This is a genomic window from Eubacterium sp. AM05-23 (assembly GCF_003477535.1).
GTDB classification, from domain to species: Bacteria; Bacillota; Clostridia; order Eubacteriales; family Eubacteriaceae; genus Eubacterium; species Eubacterium maltosivorans.
The window spans coordinates 70044-88438 of sequence record NZ_QUDF01000012.1 but is presented as its reverse complement, the minus strand read 5'-3'; the positions used below and the strand labels follow the sequence as shown (position 1 = coordinate 88438).

The following is an 18395-nucleotide window of genomic DNA, read 5'->3' as shown; positions in this document are numbered from 1 at the left end:
TACCTCTGTCTACTTAGGATTTTTTTTCTGGAGAACTTTCCCCATAAACTTCATCTTCTGAACAACAAAGCGCTGGTGTGTTCCTTCGCCAATCTTTTGAACGGTATCCCAGGCTTCTACTGTAAAATCCAAACGTCTGCTTTCAATATTGGTAAGCACCACCTTTATGCGCACCTTCATTCCCACTGGTGTGGCTGCAATGTGGTTTAAATTAATGTTGACCCCAACTGTTGTCTGCTCGTCGGGCAAGCACAGCTCTGCCATCTCATAGGCCGCATTTTCAGCCCATGCCACTAAAATCGGGGTTGCCAGGACCTCAAGCCCTCCACTCCCCATTGTCTGAGCCGTTTCAGTACGGGTTACCATATAATCTTTTTTAAGCTCCATACCAACTTTAAGTTCTTGCATCTTAATTATTCCCTTCTTTTCTTGGTCGTCTATTAGCGAAAAAAGCCGTTATTGCTAACGGCTTTTCTGTTTATTTACTTTTTAAACTTCCGGTACCGGATCGCCGATATTACCTTCGTCCAAAGGTTTGCCATCATCTAAAGGCAAACGGCTGTACATCGCTCTGAATTCTTCACCTGTAATGGTGTTAACTTCCAGAAGATGTTCTGAAATTTCAACCAGCTTATCCTTTTTCTCGGTTAAAATCAAGCAGGCTCTTTCAAAGGCTGTCTCGACAATATTTCGAATTTCCTTATCAATAACCGCTGCAACTTCTTCGCTGTAATTACGCGAACGCCCAAGATCTCTCCCTAAGAATACTTCGCCGCCATCGTCATGACCAAAGGTCATTGGGCCAAGATGTTCACTCATACCCCATTCTGTAACCATCTTTCTGGCAATGCTGGTAGCGCGCTCAATGTCGTTGGAAGCACCTGTGCAAATATCGTCAAGGGCAACTTTTTCAGCTGCACGTCCACCAAGCAGACCAGCAATTTTATCCATCAGCTTCCCTTTACTCATATGCTGGCTGTCATCACTTGGAAGCGAAATTGTATATCCCGCAGCCATGCCACGCGGAATAATGGAAATTTCATGAACTTCTTCACCGTTATGGAGATATTCCATAACAATGGCATGCCCCGCTTCATGGTATGCTGTGATTTTCTGGTCCGACTCAACGACTACCTTGCTTTTCTTTTCAGGACCAGCAATAACGCGTTTAATAGCTTCTTCAAGCTCTACCATCGTAATAACCTTTGCTTTTTTACGGGCAGTCAACAGGGCTGCCTCATTCATTAAGTTTTCAAGGTCAGCTCCGGTAAAGCCTGGTGTCCCCTTGGCAATTACACCTAAATCGACAGAAGAATCCAATGGTTTATCCTTCTGATGAACCTTGAGAATTTCCTCACGCCCTTTAACATCCGGCACACCGACTAACACCTGACGGTCAAAACGGCCTGGACGCAGTAAAGCGGGGTCGAGGATATCCGGACGGTTTGTCGCGGCAATAACAATAATTCCTTCATTAATGCCAAATCCATCCATTTCAACCAATAATTGGTTAAGGGTCTGTTCACGCTCATCGTGTCCACCACCAAGGCCTGCACCTCTGTGACGGCCAACTGCGTCAATCTCATCAATAAAGATGATACAGGGAGCGCTTTTCTTTGCTGTCTCAAACAGATCTCTTACTCGTGAAGCACCAACCCCTACAAACATTTCAACAAAATCCGAACCGGAAATGATATAAAACGGAACACCCGCTTCACCTGCAACCGCGCGCGCGAGCAGTGTTTTCCCTGTACCTGGAGGGCCCACTAAGAGAACCCCCTTTGGAATACGCGCACCAAGCTTGTTATAACGCTCCGGAGATTTTAGAAAATCGACAATTTCTTCCAACTCTTCTTTTTCTTCATCTGCTCCCGCTACATTCGCAAAGGTGACCTTCTTGTCTGCATCGGTGTGCATTCTCGCCTTGCTTTTACCGAAGGACATAACCTTTCCTCCGCCTCCGCCAGACTGATTTGCAAACATCATAAAGAAAACAACCATCAGGATAATAATAACTGCTGAAGGAATCAAAGAAATCCACCAGGAATCCTGTGGTTTTGCAACCGTCACATTCATATTCGGATTCTTTTCAATGTTCTGATCCGGGTTTCCTGTAATATAATCGCTGATTTGTTCATCAATAAGATATTGAGGCACAATGGCTTCAAAGCTGTCACCATTCGCAAGTTTCCCTTTTACAGAAGACTGATTAATCTCTATTTCAGAAACCTGCTTTTGGTCTAAATTACTTAACAGTTCGCTATATGTTAAAGTTTTAACATCAGACTGCATTGGATTTAAAAAAGTAACCGCCACGATAATGATCAGCAAAATCACTAAGTAAAACCCTATCATTTTTAGATATTTATTCAAATTCTATCACTCCTTTCATATAAAATAAGTCATTGAATAGTTTCTAATTTCAAATATTATTTTTCTGCTTCTTTCAAAACAGCAATATACGGCAAATTTCGATATTTTTGATCAAAATCCATTCCATACCCGACAACAAATTCATCCGGAATAACAAAACCTGAATAATCGGGCTCCACATCCGCCACTCGCCGGTCCGGTTTATCAAGCAAAGTACAAACTCTGACATCGAAAGCGCCTTGCTCCGTAAAAAAATCTAAGATACGCTTTATGGTAAAACCACTGTCCACAATATCTTCTACCAGAAGCACGTTCCGGCCCTTTATCTCATTCGATAAAAGGTCGTCAATCTTCACCTTTCCTGAAGTGCTGGTACGCTTTCCATAACTGGATGCCTTGATAAAATCAATTTTGACAGGAATACTCAAATATCTTATCAAATCTGCAAAAAACAAGATACTTCCCTTCAAGATACAAATTGCCAAAAGTTCTTCATCTGCATAATCAGATGAAATCATTTTTCCAAGTTCAGAAACTCTTTTCTCTATTATATGCTTTTCTATTAAGATTCTATCAAAATCAAACGCCAAATTTCTCTCCTATTATTTGATACTGAACTTTAAGAACGCTCTTAGTCTCAGCGCTTACCTGATAGTTTCGGTTAATCGCATATCCCAAAATCCAGATTATCTCTGACCCTACTGCTAACAGTGGAACCGCATCACGCTTTTCACGCTCAATCTTTCGATCAATGAAATAATCTTTTATCTTTTTTCTGCCTATGATGCCAACAGGGTTGAAAAAATCACCTGGTCGACGATTTCTCAAATAAAGCTTTCCTCTTATTTTACCATAATCAAAATATTTTTCACTATGATTTTTTAATTCTTTTGAATTTTTTATAGATTCTTCCCGAACCACTGTCAGTTTAATCCACAAACCTTCTTTTGCAAAGTAATACGCTTTATCTGGCAGCAATTCATAGCAGCCCATTTTCGGGATAACAGCCACTTTTTTTGTCTCTATCCAAAAAAGATCGTATCGCCTGACAGCCTGCATGCCATGTGGCAAATGAAGCTCCCAGACCGTCTTTTCAGATAAAAGCAGCTGCTTAACGCATAGGATATGATTGTACTCTATTTCTTTTAAACTACCCTTAAGCTGCAAAATCATATGACGCAAAAGTTCTTTTTGAAGAAGTGGAAGCTGCTGCCGCCACATCTCTAAATTAAGATATACCCGATTACTTTTTTTTGTAATCATATTTACGCTCAACTCAGCAACAGAATTTTGCAAAAACAGCTCATGCTCATGTGCAAGCAAAGCAAATTCTGCTAAATGCTCTTCAACCCTTGGATTAATCCCCCTAAGCTGTGGAAGGATTTCTAATCTTAATTTGTTTCTTGTGACATCCGCTTCAAAGTTAGTATCGTCGGTTCGATAAGACAAACCATTCTTTTGGCAATAAGAAATAACAGTCTCTTTATCCACACATAGCAATGGACGGATTATATTGCTTTCCCCTTTTGTTTCTGAAAGCATTCCTGCCGCTCCTTTTATACCAGTGCCACGAATCAGACGCATTAAAACTGTTTCTGCCTGGTCGTTAAGGTGATGTCCTAAAGCCAGTTTATTATAAGCTTTCGAGCTTTGAAGTTCTTTAAAAAAAGCATATCTTGCCTCTCTTCCAGCCTCTTCAAGGGAAATTTTATTCTTTTTTGCCAGCCGAACAACTTCTACCGATTTATCATAAAGTAAAATGGACTGTTTAATGCAATATTCTTTTACAAAAGCATGGTCCTCCTCTGCCGCTTTTCCCCTGATCTTATGATTTAAATGCGCGGCTGCAATTTCAATATTCAACAATCCTTGGTACTTTTTCAAAAAATACAACAAGGCCAGCGAATCAGCACCACCGGATACTCCGATTAGAATGCGATCGCCGGCCATTATCAGTCCGTTATCAGAAATGTATTGTAAAAGCTTTTCTTCCATGATAATTTAACGCTCATCTCAAAGTTCAATTAATTCTGAATAAAAAAATGGTGGTCGCTATAGGGCTCGAACCTATGACCCCCTGCTTGTAAGGCAGGTGCTCTCCCAGCTGAGCTAAGCGACCACGTACAAAATTAAGATATTAACTTTTCAAAACAAAATGGTGACCCCTGGGGGATTCGAACCCCCGTAACCGCCGTGAAAGGGCGGTGTCTTAACCGCTTGACCAAGGGGCCGGAACTAATCTAACATCTTGTTATTAAATTAATGGTAGCGGCGAACGGAGTCGAACCGCTGACACTACGGGTATGAACCGTATGCTCTAGCCAACTGAGCTACGCCGCCATAATTTAAGAATTTGGTTGCGGGGGCAGGATTTGAACCTACGACCTCCGGGTTATGAGCCCGACGAGCTACCAAGCTGCTCCACCCCGCGACAATATAATAGACGCAACTGCGTCTTACTAATAGTGGTGCCGGAGATCGGAATCGAACCGATACGATCGAAAAGGATCGCAGGATTTTAAGTCCTGTGCGTCTGCCAGTTCCGCCACTCCGGCACTCAGTGTGGCTGCCTCATTTCTGAGGACAAGTGTTATTATACAGCCTGGGAAACTTAATGTCAACACTTTTTTAATTTTTTTTTGTTTATTTTTTATTCGCGAGAAAACGGCTGTATGCCGCGCCTTCCAGATTGTCATAGTCACAAACAACAAATGAATCTTTTCCAGTAACTTTCAAAATATTATCGAGTATGCTGGTACCAGCGATGATAATATCAGCGCGTTTAGCCTCCAGTCCAACGATCTGGCGGCGTTCGTCAATTGTTTTTGATGAAAGATTCCGAATAATGGATTCAAGCTCTGTTTTGGTAACAACACTCTGATGCACCTGCTCACTGTCATAAATTTTCAACTTCTGTTTGATTGTGGATACTGTTGTCGCCGTTCCGCCTATGCCAATCAGCTTATAGGGCTTGTACGCTTCATAATCAACAAGAGCTCTCTCAAGCGCCTCGGCTGCATTTTGGTTTAACCGATTCACTTCCTCCTCTTTTGGGGGATCATTCTCAATAAAGGCTTCTGTAGAACGGACACTCCCGATATCCAGACTTTTCATTTTTATGAGATTCCGGCCTTGCCCATAAATCAATTCAGTGCTGCCGCCCCCAATATCAAAAATAAGCAGTCCCTCATCGAAACACTGCGAGACGCCGATAAAGCCATATTCCGCCTCTTTTTCGCCTGAAATAATCTCTACCTTCATTCCAAGTTTTTGCGCAGCTAAATCAATAAATTCCAAAGAATTTTCAGCATCCCGGAGCGCACTTGTACCAAAAATAAACATTTCTTTTACTTCATAATCTTCAGCAATGTTTTTATACTCCTCTAAAGCCTCAATATTTCGCTTGATCGCATCTGGATGAAGGCGTTTTGTCTTATTAACCCCCTGGCCCATCCGAGTATATCGGACTGATTTATTAACACGAAAGAGCTGACCTTTTTTATCTTTTCTAAATATCAGCATCCTCGTCGAATTTGTTCCGATATCAATCACAGCTCGATTGATTTTGGGTTCTTTAGGTACACTTGATTCACTCATTCGTTTTCCTCACTTTGCTGCTCATCGCTATTGGCATGATCCTGACTGCTTTCATCAGTTGTCGGTGTCGGCTGCTCTGCCGGCTGCTCATTATTATTCTGTCCATTATTGTCTTTGCCCTCTACAGGTACCACAATCTTTTCGTCTGGATAATAAAGTCCCAGATATTTTCGTGCAATGAGTTCTATATAATTTTTTGTTCCAATTTGTTTAATATCTTCGTCCAGCTGTTTACTTTTCTTTTCCGCCTCGTCCAGCTTGGATTGAATATCTGCCTTTTGAGCATTAAGCTGATGAATTTTCATGGCGTTGGTTCCAAACAGCGTGCCAACAAAGATTAAAAGCGCAAGAGTCACAATAATTGTCCCCATTTTAGGCTTAAAGCGCCTTCGAAGGCCATTTTTTTTCTTTTCTGCCACTGTTTTTTCACCACCTGTTTTTTATTTATTGTAACATAATCCATTTCATTCAGCTATTATAAACTATAAAACACAGTCAAATCTTAATCTAAAGTTCTCTGTACATTTCTGTTGCTTTATCCTTGGGTGCGTGTTCCAACAGCTCTAAAACTTCAATTTTCTGTTCGCCATCGCCGTATGCTATTGTAAGAATATCACCAACTTTCAAACGACTGCCAGGCTTTGCTTCCTTTCCATTGATGGTAATCCGCCCGCCATCACATGCCGCTTTTCCTACGGTACGTCGTTTGATTAAACGGGCGTTTTTTAAAAATTTATCAACTCGCATTGTCTTTCCTTTCTAAAAATCAAAAGGGCCGGAGCAATATTGCTCCGGCCCTCCCTTTGATTATTTGTTTAATTCATCTTTAAATGCTTTTCCTGCTTTAAATGCTGGAGCTTTTGAAGCAGCAATTTCGATTGGTTCTTTGGTTCTTGGATTTAAACCGGTTCTAGCAGCTCTTTCACGAACATCAAAAGTACCGAAACCTACCAGAGCAACTTTGTCGCCTTCCTTTAAGGCGTCAACAACGGTATCCATAAAAGCACCTAAAGCTTTTTCAGAGTCCTTTTTAGATAATCCCGATTTTTCTGCCATAGCGGCAATTAATTCTGATTTGTTCATTCTTATCCCTCCGTAAAGTGTGATCTTTATGTTTTAATTTTTATGATTATTATTATAATCACGTTTCGCTAAAAAATACAAGCATTTTCTGTATTTTTAGCTAAAAACCTTAGTTTTTTAAGGATTTCACCAGCTGCCACAGTTGTTCAAGGCCATTAAGGTCATAATCAAGCATACTTTTTTGTTCATTTAGGGTAATTTTTTCCATTTCTTTAAAACGCATAATAAACTTTTGGGTCGCTTTGCGCAACGCAATTTCCGGTTGAATTTTCGACAGACGAACAACATTGACAACCGCAAACAGCAGATCTCCCAGTTCTTCTTCCAATTTATCTGGACATTTGCTTAAAATTTCTGCTCTTACTTCCTGTTCTTCTTCGGCAACTTTCTCGAGTGCATCCAAAGGATCTTCCCAATCGAACCCTACCTTTGCTGCTTTAGACTGAACCTTACAGGCCTCCATTAATGCAGTAAACGCTTTGGGGATACGCTCCATTTCATCTGCGAGTGTTTGTGTCTGTTTTTCCGTTTTTTTAATCTCATCCCAATTGGTCAGGACTTTTTCGGTTGAAATCTCCTCAGAGGTCATAAAAACATGAGGATGCCGGCGCACCATCTTTTTGTTAATTTCTTCCAGAACATCATTGATTGTAAAAAGGCCTTCTTCTCTGCCAAGCTGCGCGTGAAATACAATCTGAAAAAGTAAATCTCCCAATTCCTCTACGAGATTCTCTGTATCGTCTGTCTCAATGGCGTCCATCACCTCATAAGTTTCCTCCAGCAAATATGCTTTGAGACTCTCGTGTGTTTGTTTTCTGTCCCAGGGACATCCCTCCGGACTTCTAAGAATTTCCATAATTTCAAGTAACTTTTGGTAGCTTCTTAAATCCTTTTTATCCGGCGGGATGTAGAGCGTGGTTAAATGATTAATTTCCTCCACCCAGTCCATCTCGCACAAAGGGACCTCCTTAATGAGCTCCTGGCCTGGAATACCTGCATTTATGAGTAAAACAACAGGATAATCGTCTGGGTAATAATCTAAAAGAAAAAGTTTAACCTCTGAAGCCATATGACGGTTAAAAACCTGAGTAATCAAGTTGCCCATGGCCTTATCTGGAATTTGCTCATTTATTTCAAAGGCGTCAATAATTTTCAGTCCATTAACCGGATCTTCTCTCAATGCTGTCATAGAGATATCCACAAAGCTTACTCCCGAATAAATTTGATAGCTTATATTCTTTTCCTGACATTTACGCATTAAATCAACGACGCTTTGTTCTCCAAACAATGGGTTTCCAGGAACCGCATAGACCAACGTTTCGCCGGACTCTGCTTTTTGAACAAGTTGCTTTGCAATGCTCTCATAAACATCCTCAAAGCAGTCGCACCCTTCATACAGCTCATCAAAACTGCAATACATTATTCCACGTTTTTCCAGTTCCTTAACCACCGGATGGATCGCTGTCCTGAAATAGTTTTTGTTTTCATTTTGAAGTAATTCCAGCGTTTCTACAGTCAACTGGCCAAAAGCGCCAGGACCCAGACCAACAATGCTAATTTGTGACATGATTTCTCCTCTATTCTAGCGATATAAAATTCCTCTAATTTTCCTGTAAACCGGCTCGATGATTTTCTGTGCGGGCAGAATGGCCATCTCTTCCTCTGTAATTCCACCAATCAAAATCATCAGGAAAAAATACACCACAACAGCGGCCACTATCGCTGTCACTACTGCGATAAAATTCCCGGCAATCATGCTTACCAATGCATAAACGCCCCATGTGGCAAGTCCCATCATAATCGCAGAAACCAGAGGTTTGAAAAGAGTTTGCTTTACGTCCATCTGAAATCCCGTGAAACGCTTGACGCAAATATAATTGGATACTGTTAAATAAACAAATGTAATCATACTGCTGATAACAATCCCATAAATATTAAAAGCTGGCACTGCCAGACAGATCCACCCTGTTACAAAACGGATAATAATGGCAATGGCAAGATTAATCAACGGTACTCTAAAACGATCAATGGCCTGTAGGATGCTTTGGAATGTATTGGAAAGCATCATAAAAATGGTCGCGTAAGCGTAATATTTTAAAATTTCCGGCCCATAGGGTGAGCCCTGAAAAAGGATATCAAAGATTCCTTGCGAAAGCACCGAAAGGCCTATGCAACAAGGCAAAGCCACCATAATAACTAACCGGATAGCGACGTCGATTTTATGTCCCATTGCCCTTTTATCCCGAAGGGCAAAAGATTCTGAAATGGCCGGTATCATAGCGACAGCAAGGGTTCCGCTGATGACAAGTGGAATATTGATCAGCGTATCGGCATTGGCAAAATCACCAATCATAGTGGTAGCTGTATGCGCATCCACCCCTGCAAGCGCCAATCTTGGAATATAGATCATTGAGTCGATCATTGAAAACAGTGAAACAATGGCAGAAGTCAAGGTGACTGGAATCGCAATGATAACAAGGCGCTTAAATATCTGTTTGCTCGTCAAAGGGACTGGACGGCTTGTTTGTTTTAAGATCTTTTTATTGGCCGCTGTAAAAGCCCAGTATAAAAACCAGAGAAACAGCATGGCAAACAGACCGCCAGCGGTTGCTCCAAAAACAGCTCCGCCGACGCCCATTCCGACGCCCATTCCACTGGAAACAAAATACCAGCACAAAAAAACACCTAATCCCACACGAACGATCTGTTCAATAATCTGAGAGATTGCTGTGGGATTCATAATCTGAAAGCCCTGAAAAAAGCCTCTGAAGGATGAGCAGATCGCTATAATAAGCGGTGCCATCGCAATGGCCATAATAGCCGGAAAGCTTTCCCCTGGCCAGTTTGCGACAGTAATCAGCCAGTCTGCTCCCAGAAAAAGAAAGGCAGTGGAGAGTCCACCCATAATTAACAGCGTCCAGAAAGATACCTTAAACACATTATGAGCCGCCAGATAATCCTTGATGGCGATATTTTCAGAAATCATCTTGGAAATTGCCACCGGTAGCCCCACTGTTGAAACCATCAGCAACAAATTATAAACATTTGTGACATTGCTGTATATGCCATTACCATAGCTCCCGACAAGGTTATATACTGGCACCTTGTAGAACAACCCAAGGAGGCGCGAAAGAATCCCGGCCACTGCCAGAATTGTCGCTCCCTTTAGATAACTGCTCGCTTTTTTACTCACTTGAAAACCTCTTTCAACGAAATAAGTATCATTATAACTTTTTTGCAGTGGATACGCAAATTTAAAAGGCCTGCCTTGCAGCAAGCCTTTGACTCATTATAGCTATTGAACTTTCTTTTCATAAACTTGAATGTTCAATTCGGATTTCAGCTGATCCATATAGCTTTCAAGCGTTGTCTTAATATCATAGATATCAATTTTCTCTTTTTTCAGCAAATCTTCTTTTAGTTTGTTATAATCTTCTGTGCCCTTTTCCTCTTTTACAGACTCGGCTATTTCATCCTTTTTATCCTCAAAGCTGGCTTCTCCGGCATCATTTTTATCATAAACATAAATAATGTGGTAACCATACTCTGTTTTTACCGGTTTGCTGACACTGTTTTTATCCATTCCAAAGGCTGCGTCTGAGAATTCACTAACCATTTTTTCTTTATTGAAAGCACCCAAATCCGTTGCTTCTTTTACTTTTTCATTGGATTTGTATTCGTTCATAATTTTCTCAAAATCTTCTTTTGTCTTTACATCTTTTGCTTTATCGTAAATTTCATTTGCCAAAGTTTCATCCTCTGTCAGAATATGCTCTGCTGAAACTGTGCTTTCATCATAAGAATCCTTATGCTCTTTATAATATTTGCGCAAGTCTGCGTCACTGGCTTTGACATCTTCTGTAACTTTTGCCTGGATTGCCTGACCCGCAGCGGTTCCCTTAGCGTCTTCCTTTTGATATTCGTCATATTTTTCTTTTGTGAGGAAATAATTTTCAAGGTACTGATTCAGTTCATCATCTGTCTGAAACATCATTTTCTGGATAGACTGTTTTGTCTGAAGCGCATTGTCGATCTCTTCCTGCTTTATTTCAATATTATTCTCTTCGCAGTACTTAACCAGTGCTTTATTTTGGGCAATTGAATTAAAAATCGATTCATTTGTTTCTTTGATACTCGCATCATCTGTCTGCAGTCCCTGTCCGCCAGAATAATAGGATGTCATTTCCTCATTAATGTAGTAATAATTATAAATCCCACGTTTGATTTCTTCATCATTGATTTTTCCAACCACCTGATCCAGCTCTTCCTCAGGATGTTCTTTCAGATAGTCCATATGCTTGGAATAGCACTCACTGGCATAGCTGTTGTCAACCATGAAAGTTTTCATAAATTGTGTAAAAGAATCATTATTGGTGTTATATTTGGATAAAGTACTGTCATATTTATTTCCTGCTGACGTTTTTAAGCTGTCCAGCGCCGTTTGAGCCTGACTTTCGGCAGCCCCCTCATCGATTGTAACGTTGTCCTTTTTAGCCTGAGCAGTCATGGCTCCAACCTGAACCAGACTATCCAGCAAATCTTTTTTAAATTCAGTCAGTTTAGACCCTGTTGGCATTGAACTTCCGTTAGCCGTGTAGTACAGGTCATAATACGCCATATAGTTATTAAAAGACTCTTTTGTCATAGACTGTCCGTCAATTTCTGCTATAACCTGCTGGTTATCCTTTTCTGGGTTGACAGAAACCAATGAACAACCGGTTGTCAGTGTTGTAATCCCCAGCGTAACCGCTAAAGCCAATACAACTCCCCTGATCTTATTCTTATGCATTTTGCTCTCCTTAAAAATTGTGATTTTTATATTTTAACATATTTTATCTTAATGACATCTTAATTATTTTAAATCCTCAAAAAATGAAATAATTTCTTTTAAAATATCTTTATCTTTGACCGATGACAAATTAAAGCTCCAGCACGCTTCATTGGCTTTTCCTGCTTTAAATTTCACTTTATATTTACGGATTAATTCCGGCATTTTTTCAGCATCCGGCACAAAGACTTCCCTTTTCTCACTAAAGGTCAGATAGATAAACTGTCCCTTTTGTTTGATCTCTTTGACTCCGATGGCAGAAGCCATATTTTTAATCATAGCAATGGCCATCAGATTGTAAACGCCATTTGGTATATCCCCAAAACGATCAAGGAGCTCTTCTTCAAAATCATCATAATCCTCAATTGTCTTAATAAATGTAAGTTTTTTATAAATATCATATTTCAGCTCTTCACTGCTGATATAGCGTTCAGGAATATAGCCGTCAATATCTAAATTGATACGAATCGGCTCTTCAGTTTCTACTTCTACGCCGTCCATGCGTTTACTGATCGCCTCTTCCAAAATACGGCAGTACAGTTCATAACCAATCTTAAATAGATGTCCCGACTGCTCTGCACCCAAAATATTACCTGCCCCACGAATTTCAAGGTCGCGCATAGCCACCTTAAAGCCTGACCCAAAGGCTGTAAAATCCTTGATGGCTTTTAAACGCTTTTGTGCAATTTCAGTCAGAATTTCTTTTTTATGGGTAACGTAAGTATAGGCCTGAACATCAGATCTTCCGACACGCCCTCTCAGCTGATAGAGCTGGGAAAGTCCGAAATGATCTCCCTCATCTATAATCATGGTATTGGCATTTTTGACATCTAACCCAGACTCAACAATGGTCGTTGTCACCAGGATATCAAAGTCATGATTTAAAAAATCAACCATTATATCCTCCAGCTCACTGCCGCTCATCCGGCCATGCGCCACTACAATTCTCGCGTCTGGTACGAGACTCTGGACATCAATGGCAACCTCATGGATATCGTGAACACGATTATGGACATAGTAAACCTGTCCTCCGCGACCAAGCTCACGATTGATGGCATCCTGGATAATCAGCGGATTATAAGCCATAACATAAGTTTGAACCGGCCGTCTTCCTTCTGGAGGCTCTTCAATAACACTCATATCGCGTACACCCGTCATCGACATATGTAATGTACGCGGGATCGGGGTTGCACTTAAGGTCAAAACATCGACATTCTGTTTCAACTGTTTTATTTTTTCTTTAGACCGCACCCCAAAGCGCTGCTCCTCATCGATAATAAGCAGCCCCAGGTCTTTAAAATGAACATCCTGCGATAACAGGCGGTGTGTGCCGATAATCATGTCCAGCTTGCCAAGTGCCAGATCTCCTAAAATTTTCTTTTGCTGTCCAGAGGTCCTGAAACGGCTGATCACCTCTACACTGATAGGGTATTTCCGAAATCGGTCTAAAACAGTATTGTAATGCTGTTGTGCCAAAATCGTCGTTGGAACCAGCATTGCTACTTGTTTTCCTTCCATGATGGCTTTAAAAGCCGCCCGCAGGGCTACCTCTGTCTTTCCATACCCAACATCACCGCATAAAAGACGATCCATCGGTATTTCTGATTCCATATCCGCTTTAATCTCTTCAACACAGCGCAGCTGGTCTTCCGTTTCAACGTAAGGAAAATCGTCCTCAAACTCTTTTTGCCACGATGTATCTGGACTAAAAGCGTATCCCTTCATCGAACGTCTTTTAGCATACAGCGCGATGAGCTCGTCGGCCATATCTTCGACTGCTTTTTGAGCTTTATTTTTAGCCTTCTGCCAGTCGGGATTTCCCATCTGGTTAACCTTTGGTTTTTTATCGCCGCCCGTACCAATATAGACCTGGACTGAATCCATCTGTTCTACTGGAATATAAAGCTTGGCATCTCCGGCATACTCGATGACCATCAGATCTTTGGTTACATTATCAATCGTCAGTTGCTCAATCCCACGGTATATCCCAATACCATGCACATCATGAACAACATAATCTCCTACATGTAACTCAGCAAAGGAGTCAATCTTTCTTCCCTTGTGTTTTTTCTTTCTCTGGGAAACACGTTTTTCTTTAAAGATCTCAGACTCGTTAATATAGACAACTTTTTCGTCTTCCATCTCAAAGCCTTCAGAAATTTCGCCGACAGAGAGCTGTATACCCGGCCCTTCATTCTCCACAAAATTAAAGACCTCCTGGTCTACCAGGTATTGCTTGACCGTTTCACGAGTCTTCTCGGTTCTACAGCAGATGTGAATCCGGTATCCTAAGGTAAGCCGGCGGTTCAAAAACTCTAAAAATAATGGAAACTGACCCGCAAAGCTTTCAAGATCGCGGGAATTCATATCCAGATTCATTCCCTTTTTTGCTCTGCTGTTAAAAAGATACTCTTTAACCGAAGGACAGTTTTCAAGGCTCTTTTCAACATAATGGAAAGTAAAAAACTTATTTTTTTCCTCAGGCAAAATGTATCCTTGCGTTATGAGCGACTCATAATCCAGCCATGTCTTTTTAATAAAGATATCATAGGTTTCTTTGATCCGCGTATACTCATCCCAGATAACAATATTTTTTCCCACATAATCCATAAAGGAGTCGTTTTCCTTAATAAAGGTAAACAAAGTTTCGTCATATTGGGCGCCTTCCTGCTCAAGCTTTTCAACAAGCTCCATATAAAGCTCGTTTCCATCATATTTTTTATGGATCATTTTAAAAATTTTCTGCCGCTCTTGCTCAGACAAAACGATTTCCTTTGCAGGCGCTATGCGAACATTTTCGATCTGATTATATGACAGCTGACTGTCAACATCAAAAAGACGCATTGAGTCCACTTCATCATCAAAAAACTCAATACGGACAGCATCATCAGAGGTTACGTTGTAGATGTCTAAAATTCCACCACGCAGCGCAAATTGTCCCTTCGACTCTACCTGATAAACTCTTTCGTAGCCCAAGCTCACAAGCTTTACAACCAATGCTTCCAAATCAAAGGTATCACCATTGTTAATTGAAAAAAACAGCGCTTCCATGGCTTCCCTGGAAACCATTTTTTTCAAAATGCTGTCAATTGATGCTACGATAATATATTTTTTTCCCGAAAACAGCTTTTCAATCACGGTCATACGCTGATGAGCAATATCCTGGCTATGAGCATCCGAAAAATAATCATGAACCGGCTCCAGAGGATAGTATAACACATCAGTATCTCTGAACTTTCTCAGAATTTCAGCCTTTTTTTGAGCATCTCTATCGGAATGGGTGATAAACAAAACATTCGTATCAAAATGTTCATAGGTCAAAAGCGTTAAAAAACCTTTTAGGCCAGTCTTGACATTTGAGAGATTAACCCCTATGGATTCTTCAATGGCTTCAAATATTTTTTCGATTTTAGGTGTTCCTTTTAAGTCATTAAACAGTCGATCCATTTCCTCTCCTTATACAGCACTAGCCCGGATCAACTGACCCGGGCTTTGTACTTATTTATTTTACTGATTCTGAACCTCAGAATCCTTTTTTTCTGCTTTCTCGGCTTTTTCTTTCCGATTTAAACGGTTCATGGCAAAATCGATATCTTCATTTATATAGTACTGTACCGCTTCTGCCGCTTTTTTTACTGCTTCACGCATTACTTCCATTTCATCCGGTGTAAATTTACTAAGAACATAGTTTGCCAAATCCCATTGAGGCGGCTTTTTCCCAATTCCTATCCGAATTCTTGGAAAATTTTGATCTTGAAGCTGATAGATAATCGAGCGCATACCATTATGCGTTCCCGCACTTCCCTTTTTCCTTATTCTTATCTTGCCTGGATCAAGATCAATATCGTCATAAATAACCAACGTATTCTCCAGCGGCACATCATAATAGGATACCAGTTCCTCTACACAAAGGCCGCTGTTATTCATATAGGTCATTGGTTTAATCAACATTACTTTTTCGCCATTCTCAAAATAAACGCCTGTTAATCCTTCGTGCTCATCCTTTGTAATCTGGACATTCTTTTGGTCTGCAATATAGTCAACCGCCTCAAATCCAATATTATGGCGTGTTAAGGCATACTCTCTGCCTGGATTGCCAAGTCCTATAATCAAATACATGAAAGTTTATACGTATCTTTCTGAAAATAATTTACTAAGAGAACGGCCAAAATGAACGTAGTCGATGGCGCGGCCAAATAAAGTTCCGGTAGAAAGGATTTTGATTTTATCAATCCTTTTTTCTTCTGGAACTACAAGCGTGTCCAGGGTAATCAACTCTTCAATGGCTGAATTCTGGATTCTGTCAATGGCTGGACCAGAGAAAACTCCGTGAGTACAAGCCGCCCGCACCGATTTTGCTCCCAGCTTCATCAAAGCGTCAGCACCTGTTGTAATGGTTCCGGCAGTATCGATCATATCATCAATCAAGATACAATTCTTTCCTTCAACATTACCAATGACGTTCATGACTTCAGTAACATTTGGTCTTGGACGCTGCTTATCAATAATTGCAAAAGGACATTCCAGAGTTCTCGCTAATTTTCTGGAACGCTTAACACTTCCTGCATCCGGTGACACAACCACCATGTCATCCAGACGAAGATTTTTAAAATATTCAGCGATTAAGCCGCCGCCGGATAAATGATCTAAAGGAATATCAAAGAATCCCTGGATTTGATTGGAATGAAGATCCATGGTAATAACACGGTCTGCGCCAGCCGTTGTAATCAAATTTGCGACCAGTTTCGCTGTGATCGGATCTCTGGATTTTGCTTTACGATCCTGTCTTGCATAGCCATAATAAGGAATAACCGCATTGATACGGCCCGCTGAAGCTCTGCGCATCGCGTCAATGATAATCAACAGCTCCATCAGATTGTCATTACAAGGATTCCCTGTTGACTGGATAACGTAAACATCTGCTCCACGAACAGATTCAAATACATTAAGACCAATTTCCCCATCACTGAAATGAAGAATATCTGCATTGCACAGCTGTACTTCCAAATAGTCTGCGATATCCTCGGCTAATTTTCTGTTGGAATTACCCGCAATGATCTTAATTCCGCCAAATTTTCCATCCATCTTTTTTTGCACCTCATATTTTATTTAAATTTAATTATTTACTGATTTTTTTAATTTGTTTCATCTGAAGGGCATACCCTTCTTTATTTACCTGACGGGCACGCGCAACAGCCAGAGTATCTTCCGGTACATCATCGGTAATGGTTGAGCCGGCTGCGACATAGGAACCTTCTTTTACTGTTACCGGAGAAACCAGATTACTGTTGCAGCCGATAAAGCAATTATCTTCAACGACCGTGCGGTACTTGTTTGTACCGTCATAATTCACAAAAACCGTGCCACAGCCCAGATTAACATTTTTTCCAACTTCAGCATCGCCGATGTAGGTTAAATGCGACGCCTTCGCGCCATCTTTCATAACAGCATTCTTAACCTCAACAAAATCGCCAACCTTGACATTTTTTCCAATATGGCTGTTAGGACGCAAGTAGGCGTATGGACCCACATGGGTATTCTCATCGACAAAGCTGTCTAATACGGTGGAAATCTGAATATCTACGCCGTCTGCAATGGTGGAATTTACAATACGACTGTTATGACCGATCACACAGTTTTCTCCGATGATCACCCTCCCTTCTGTGATAACGCCAGGATAAATAGTGGTGTCTTTTCCAATCTTTGTCTCTGCACTCAGGTAAGTGTTTTCAGGGTCAATAATGATTGCGCCCGCTTCCATCAAGGAAGTATTAATTCGGCGGCGCATGATTTTTCCAATTTCAGCCAACTGCACCTTTGAATTTACAGCTGCTATATCATCCACATCTGGAGTAGGGTAAGAACCTACTTTTTTACCCATTCCCCTCAAAATTTCAATGGTATCGGTGAGATAATATTCACCCTGGACATTATCAGAATTAATTGCCTGCAACGCTGTCTTTAATGCCTGTGCATCAAAACAGTACATTCCAGAATTAATTTCCTTTATGCCGCGTTCTTCGTCGGTCGCATCCTTGTGCTCTACAATTTTAATCAGTTCATCACCATTTTTGACGATTCTTCCATAACCTGTCGGATCATCGAAAACAGCAGTTAATACCGTCGCTGAAAAGCCGCCGTCTTCATGTGCTTTTACAAGCTCCTCCAATGTCTCTTTACGGACCAGTGGCGCGTCGCCAACTAAAACAAGCACATTGCCATTAAAATTTTCAAAGAACGGCAGTGCCTGAAGAACGGCGTGCCCTGTGCCAAGCTGTTCCTTTTGCTCGATCGCCATAATATTTTCGGGGAGAGCAGCTTTGACAATATCTGCTTTATAGCCAACAATTACGGCGGTATCATCCGCACCAGCAGCTTCACTGGCAGAAATGACATAATCCAGCATTGCTTTTCCGCCGACTTCATGGAGTACCTTTGGTTTTTCAGAGACCATCCGCGTCCCATGACCGGCAGCCAAAATCACTGTTTTGGTTGATTTCATTTTTTAATTCTC

At 41.0% G+C, this 18395-nt stretch carries 15 protein-coding genes and 5 tRNA genes; all 20 read right to left on the bottom strand.

Annotation, left to right across the window (positions count from 1 at the left end):
• Positions 1-9: 9 nt before the first annotated feature.
• The 20 genes from DW091_RS15710 to glmU all read right to left on the bottom strand — a co-directional run bounded on the left by DW091_RS15710 (position 10) and on the right by glmU (position 18383).
• Entirely contained in the window at positions 10-408 is a 399-nt protein-coding gene (locus DW091_RS15710; RefSeq protein WP_038353025.1) for a thioesterase family protein, read from the bottom strand.
• Positions 409-489: 81 nt separating this feature from the next.
• The gene (ftsH, locus tag DW091_RS15705; RefSeq protein ID WP_050814119.1) at positions 490-2355 is read right to left on the bottom strand and encodes an ATP-dependent zinc metalloprotease FtsH; all 1866 of its coding nucleotides are present in this window, start codon (positions 2353-2355) and stop codon (positions 490-492) included.
• A 74-nt stretch (positions 2356-2429) separates the two neighbouring features.
• On the bottom strand, positions 2430-2963 hold the full coding sequence (gene hpt, locus DW091_RS15700; RefSeq protein WP_058693584.1) for a hypoxanthine phosphoribosyltransferase: 534 nt from the start codon (positions 2961-2963) through the stop codon (positions 2430-2432).
• Positions 2953-4368 (bottom strand): tRNA lysidine(34) synthetase TilS, encoded by a 1416-nt coding sequence (gene tilS / locus DW091_RS15695; protein ID WP_118518634.1) that lies wholly within the window; start codon positions 4366-4368, stop codon positions 2953-2955. The genes hpt and tilS overlap by 11 nt, the downstream gene beginning before the upstream one ends.
• Positions 4369-4416: 48 nt before the next feature.
• Positions 4417-4492: transfer RNA gene (locus tag DW091_RS15690), tRNA-Val, on the bottom strand.
• A gap of 37 nt (positions 4493-4529) precedes the next feature.
• Positions 4530-4604 (bottom strand) — tRNA-Glu (locus DW091_RS15685).
• 32 nt (positions 4605-4636) lie between these two features.
• Positions 4637-4713, bottom strand: a tRNA-Met gene (locus DW091_RS15680).
• A 14-nt stretch (positions 4714-4727) separates the two neighbouring features.
• Positions 4728-4804, bottom strand: a tRNA-Met gene (locus DW091_RS15675).
• Between the two features lie 35 nt (positions 4805-4839).
• A tRNA-Leu gene (locus DW091_RS15670) sits at positions 4840-4928 on the bottom strand.
• 88 nt (positions 4929-5016) lie between these two features.
• Positions 5017-5970 carry a Ppx/GppA phosphatase family protein gene (locus DW091_RS15665; protein ID WP_118518633.1) on the bottom strand — a complete coding sequence of 318 codons (954 nt, stop codon included), beginning with the start codon at positions 5968-5970 and terminating at the stop codon, positions 5017-5019.
• Positions 5967-6389, bottom strand: a complete 423-nt coding sequence (locus tag DW091_RS15660; RefSeq protein WP_074617485.1) for a septum formation initiator family protein — start codon at positions 6387-6389, stop codon at positions 5967-5969. Before DW091_RS15660 ends, DW091_RS15665 begins: the two co-directional genes overlap by 4 nt.
• An 88-nt stretch (positions 6390-6477) precedes the next feature.
• Positions 6478-6717: an RNA-binding S4 domain-containing protein gene (locus tag DW091_RS15655; RefSeq protein WP_058693580.1), complete on the bottom strand. Its 240-nt coding sequence runs from the start codon at positions 6715-6717 to the stop codon at positions 6478-6480.
• Between the two features lie 60 nt (positions 6718-6777).
• Positions 6778-7053, bottom strand: coding sequence for an HU family DNA-binding protein (locus DW091_RS15650; protein ID WP_058693579.1), 276 nt, complete (start codon positions 7051-7053; stop codon positions 6778-6780).
• A 109-nt stretch (positions 7054-7162) separates the two neighbouring features.
• The gene (gene mazG / locus DW091_RS15645; protein ID WP_058693578.1) at positions 7163-8620 is read right to left on the bottom strand and encodes a nucleoside triphosphate pyrophosphohydrolase; all 1458 of its coding nucleotides are present in this window, start codon (positions 8618-8620) and stop codon (positions 7163-7165) included.
• A gap of 15 nt (positions 8621-8635) precedes the next feature.
• Positions 8636-10246, bottom strand: a complete 1611-nt coding sequence (locus tag DW091_RS15640) for a polysaccharide biosynthesis protein (protein WP_118518632.1) — start codon at positions 10244-10246, stop codon at positions 8636-8638.
• Positions 10247-10348: 102 nt separating this feature from the next.
• Positions 10349-11842 (bottom strand): peptidyl-prolyl cis-trans isomerase, encoded by a 1494-nt coding sequence (locus DW091_RS15635; protein ID WP_118518631.1) that lies wholly within the window; start codon positions 11840-11842, stop codon positions 10349-10351.
• A gap of 63 nt (positions 11843-11905) precedes the next feature.
• The gene (gene mfd / locus DW091_RS15630) at positions 11906-15328 is read right to left on the bottom strand and encodes a transcription-repair coupling factor (protein WP_118518630.1); all 3423 of its coding nucleotides are present in this window, start codon (positions 15326-15328) and stop codon (positions 11906-11908) included.
• 60 nt (positions 15329-15388) lie between these two features.
• Positions 15389-16000, bottom strand: coding sequence for an aminoacyl-tRNA hydrolase (gene pth, locus DW091_RS15625; protein WP_058693574.1), 612 nt, complete (start codon positions 15998-16000; stop codon positions 15389-15391).
• A gap of 6 nt (positions 16001-16006) precedes the next feature.
• Positions 16007-16966, bottom strand: a complete 960-nt coding sequence (locus DW091_RS15620; protein WP_013382056.1) for a ribose-phosphate pyrophosphokinase — start codon at positions 16964-16966, stop codon at positions 16007-16009.
• A 34-nt stretch (positions 16967-17000) separates the two neighbouring features.
• On the bottom strand, positions 17001-18383 hold the full coding sequence (gene glmU / locus DW091_RS15615; protein ID WP_118518629.1) for a bifunctional UDP-N-acetylglucosamine diphosphorylase/glucosamine-1-phosphate N-acetyltransferase GlmU: 1383 nt from the start codon (positions 18381-18383) through the stop codon (positions 17001-17003).
• Positions 18384-18395 lie beyond the last annotated feature (12 nt).